Consider the following 4,469-nt stretch of genomic DNA (forward strand, 5'->3'; position numbering starts at 1 on the left):
GATGACGACTGGGACGACGATGACGACGACTGAAACATCGGGCAGGGCCTCCGGCACCAGGTTATCGATCCGGGCCCGACTGTTGATCGGCATGTTGTTGCTCACCGGGGCCACGCTATTGATCGCCGGCGCGGTGAACTACGTGATCGAACGCCAGAGCCTCGAAACGCAGATGGACGAATCGTTGGCCCGCGACGTCGAGGATTTTCGAGTCCTGGCAGATACCGGGATCGACCCGGAAACTCAGGAACATTTCACCCAGGCCGCAGATCTGATGTACACGGCCATGCAGTATAACCAGCTGGCTGAAACACAGAGTGTGATCGGTATGCAGGACGGCGAAATCGTCTGGAGCGCACCCGAAAACGTCTCACTGCGGCTCGAACAGGACCCCGAATTTGTTGCGTGGGCAGCCGGGGTCGAGCCAGAATCGGCCTATATCACCACGGTCGAAACCGACGAGTCAACCTACCGTGCCGCCGTCGTCCCCGTGCACCTTGCCCAGGACTCCGCACCAGGAGTCTATATCGAAGCCGCGGACCTGCAGGCCGAGCTTCGTGAAGTCCATATGTCCCTGGCCATTTTCATTGGCGCCGGGGCTGGCGCACTGCTGATCGGTGCGATCGCTGCCTGGTTGTTGGTCGGTCGGATGCTGCAACCGGTGCGCGATCTACAAGCCACCGCCCAGCGGATTTCCGAAGAAGACCTGGACTCCCGCATCCAAGCCCGCGGTCACGACGAGTTCGCCGAGCTGACCGAGACCATCAACAATATGCTGGATCGACTCCAACTGGCGCTCGAGCAGCAGAGCCAACTGCTCGACGACGTCGGACATGAACTGCGCACCCCGATCACCATCATCCGGGGCCACCTGGAGCTCATGGATAGTCACGACCCAGATGACGTCGCACAGACCCGAGATATTGGACTCGACGAGCTGCAACGCATGTCCCTGTTGGTCAATGATCTCGTCACGCTCGCACAGTCCAACACCACGGACTTCATCCGCCCCCAGCCCACCGATATCGGCGATCTCATGCACGATATCACCGCCAAGGCCCAAGCTCTTGGCCCCCGCGACTGGTCGTTGACCTCACGTGCGCAAGGCACCGTGACCATAGATACAGCCCGACTCATCCAGGCCATGCTGCAGCTGTGTGCGAATGCCGTGAAATTCTCTGAACCCGACACCTCGGTGGAACTTGGCAGCACGTTCCGCCACAGCGAAAGCGCCGGCACCGAACTGTGCCTGTGGGTCGCTGACTCCGGTATCGGCATCACGCCCGAAGATCAGCGCGGTATTTTCAAACGCTTCGGCCGCGGTTCTAGCGGCGCCCGCACACAGGGTTCCGGGCTTGGCCTCAACATTGTTTCGGCCATTACCGCAGCACACGGCGGCACGATTCACGTCGAGTCGACCCCGGGCGCCGGCTCCATTTTTATCATCACCATTCCGCTGGAACCCACCGACCAATCCGCTACGCTACCTGATACAACACTTCCGACATCGCCGTCCCCAGAGCAGGAGTCCGATTCGTGAACAGAATCCTTATCGTCGAAGACGAACCACGCATCAGTTCGTTTCTGTCCAAAGGATTGAAAGCAGCCGGCTTCACGCCGTTGGCCGTTGCCACGGCCGCCGACGGACGTGCGCAAGCCAGCACCGCAACCTTCGACCTGATCATCTTGGATCTGGGCTTGCCAGACGGGGACGGCTACAGCGTGCTGAGCTACATCCGGTCACTGGGCTTGGATATACCCGTCATTATTTTGACGGCGCGCAACTCCGTGAACGACACCGTAACCGGCCTACAGTCCGGGGCCGACGACTACATGGCCAAACCATTTCACTTCGACGAGCTGCTCGCCCGTGTACATTTACGGCTGCGTTCCGAACCGCAGGAAGCAGAAGTTTCAATCCTCACCCATAACGGGTTGAAGCTAGACCTGCTGCGCCGGGTGGCGACCGTCGATGATGTCGAAGTCGATCTCTCGGCCCGCGAATTCGAACTAGCCGAAACCTTTTTGCGCCACCCCGGCCAAGCCCTGTCGCGTGAACAGCTGCTCTCGCGAGTGTGGGGCTATGATTTCGATCCCGGATCCAACGTGGTAGACGTCTACGTCCGGTACCTACGCAATAAGCTAGGTACCGGACGCTTTGAAACAGTCCGCGGGGTCGGTTATCGACTCTCCACCAAGACCTGACACCGCATTACGGCATCCGCGCCCAATCGTGGCGCTTCATCAACCGCGACCACTTATTGGCCGGTAGTTCAGGGTTCAAGGCCGCTACTCCCAGACAGTATTTCGACATACTCACCGGGCGAATACCGAGGTCAGACAACGCCTGATCCGACACTCCTCGACCGTTTCCAGTTTTCGTTTCGACCACGACCATGTCCGGTCCCTGGACCTTCGATGCGGTATCCGAGTAACGCAATTCGACGTCGCTGGTCACACGCTCGCCGTCCGTCGAGTTCACCAGTGTTGCCCGAACATAGGAGTTGTGTAGCACCGGCGCGAGCTCCGGAACATCCTGACCGTATTCCTCGGCCAACACCTGGGCAGCGAATTCGAGATTCTGCGGCGTAAGCTGGCGAGCATCTTCGATCGGTTGTGGACGGCGGTGCTTCACCGTGGCGCCGAGTCGCCCCTTGGTCTTGATCTCGAACATACACAGCTTGGATTCTACGTAGGTCCGCGAGCGCACCTTATAGCGTCTGCGGCGACCCTGTCGGTGTGCACGGTATTGTTCAAAATCAGGAGTGTCGAAATATGTTGAGCGATATTGAAAGCTGCGTAACCCGTCGATTTCCATCACGGAAAACTCAGCGCCCAATCGGTCGGTGAATTCCGCGAACTGTACGGGTGTCAGTAAGAACTTCTTATCGACCCGAGTCTGCAAGGCCGCAGTTTCCATAACGTCCGCCAGCGAAATACTCTGTCGGTCTGCTACTGCCGCATCGAGCGCTTCACGAGCGCTGGTTGGTGCAAAAATTGTTTCACGATGCTGCATAGTTATCACACCCGATTCGTTGAAACGCTAGCAGGCCCTTGGGCCAATCCGTACGTTGGTTGCTGCGCACTGATCGAGGGATAACCTGTTGCCGATGTAGTGTTATTCCGAGCCTTTTTCGGCACCGGGATATTATCAACCGGCCCGTTGGTGCGATACCGCACGTCAACGATGGTGAGGTCGCGGACCATATCGAGTTCCAGCACAACGGTGTGCAATACCTTGGCGTCTAGCAGCTGTTCTAGAGCGTCAATCCGTTGGTGTTCTGCTGGATACGCCCGGTCCAGGGTGACCATTTGGCGCTGCGTGCTTCTGCCAGGGCCATGGTGGTCCACAACGTACATGATGGCCACCAGGCTTGCCGTGATAACCGGTGAAACCCAGGCCGGATCTGGATGCAGCCCGTTGATCAGACCGATCGCCAGGGAGATGAAGTAGTAGGCAACTTCTTCCTGGGTGAGCGTATCGGAACGCAACCGGATGATCGACAAAATACCGAATAGGCCAAGACCAAGTCCTAAGCCTGCCTCGGATTCTGACAGTAGCAACGTGACGGCGAAAATCCCCATGCTCAGGGCGATATAGGCCAACGCGAGATCACGCCGGTAATGACGCCGAAAATAGACGAGAAAAACGAGAATTGCCATCCCGGTAACGTTGGCCAATAGACCTACCCACAGTGCCATCATGTTGTCTCCTTCATTCGTTCGTGATGGTGATGCTCTCACCCTAAAAAAGGATTATGAGTCATAAAGTAGAAGCAGATGAGAAACCTCTCATACACCTGGCGTTAACCACAACAACAGATTGACGATCACCGAATCCGTGTTTCCAACCCCGGCGCTCGCTAAGCTGGCCACAGCACATGCAAGCACCCAGGCACGCTGGGTCATGACGACGCGATAGGTGATCTCACAATGGCAACTGCACCAAGACCGCAAGTAACCCCACTGGAAGAAGGCGAACTCTTTGACACCAAACGCATGGAAGCCGCCGAGGGTGTGCAGTGGCCACGACATAGAGCCTCGGCGGAATCGGTACTCGTGGTCACCGAAGGTCAACTGATCGTCGATTTTCCTGATACACAGCCAACCCTTTCCGCAGGTGAAAGTATCGTCGTTCCCGCCGATGTTTACCACGAAATTGTGCCGAATCCTGCGTTCAAAGCCATACACATCATGCCCAAAGATATTCGGTTCACTTTCTCCAGCTAACGTTTCGCTAGACAGCCGAACGTTAGACTGAACTGTTACTTCATCGATGTGGTCCGCCCACCATCGCTATCCGGCAAAGGAACGCACACCATGCAAATCAAAAACGCCGAACACCTCTTCGAACGTCAGCTCTCCCTGATCAATAACGTAGAAGAGCAGCTCAGCAAGGCACTGCCCCGTTGGGCCGAAGCAACCGATCGAAAAGCTTTGACCAAGGCCTTGAACCGCCACGCGGAAGA

5 protein-coding genes are annotated in these 4,469 nt (G+C 57.1%); 3 read left to right on the plus strand and 2 right to left on the minus strand.

What is annotated here, in order from left to right:
* The coding region (locus L0H14_RS11835) for a HAMP domain-containing sensor histidine kinase (protein ID WP_301421927.1) at positions 1–1,540 on the plus strand (1,540 nt) is incomplete at its 5' end.
* Positions 1,537–2,205 carry a response regulator transcription factor gene (locus tag L0H14_RS11840; RefSeq protein ID WP_301419213.1) on the plus strand — a complete coding sequence of 223 codons (669 nt, stop codon included), beginning with the start codon at positions 1,537–1,539 and terminating at the stop codon, positions 2,203–2,205. The genes L0H14_RS11835 and L0H14_RS11840, both read left to right, overlap by 4 nt.
* Before the next feature lie 7 nt (positions 2,206–2,212).
* On the opposite strand, the gene L0H14_RS11845 is transcribed toward L0H14_RS11840, so the two are convergent.
* Together L0H14_RS11845 and L0H14_RS11850 are read right to left on the minus strand one after the other, a co-directional pair.
* On the minus strand, positions 2,213–3,016 hold the full coding sequence (locus L0H14_RS11845; protein ID WP_301421928.1) for a polyphosphate polymerase domain-containing protein: 804 nt from the start codon (positions 3,014–3,016) through the stop codon (positions 2,213–2,215).
* 5 nt (positions 3,017–3,021) lie between these two features.
* Positions 3,022–3,705: a DUF4956 domain-containing protein gene (locus tag L0H14_RS11850; protein WP_301419754.1), complete on the minus strand. Its 684-nt coding sequence runs from the start codon at positions 3,703–3,705 to the stop codon at positions 3,022–3,024.
* Positions 3,706–3,933: 228 nt separating this feature from the next.
* On the opposite strand from L0H14_RS11850, the gene L0H14_RS11855 reads away from it, so the two are divergent.
* Entirely contained in the window at positions 3,934–4,230 is a 297-nt protein-coding gene (locus tag L0H14_RS11855) for a hypothetical protein (protein WP_301421929.1), read from the plus strand.
* Positions 4,231–4,469: the final 239 nt, after the last annotated feature.

Source organism: Yaniella sp. (assembly GCF_030453185.1).
In the GTDB taxonomy this organism is placed as follows: Bacteria; Actinomycetota; Actinomycetes; order Actinomycetales; family Micrococcaceae; genus Yaniella.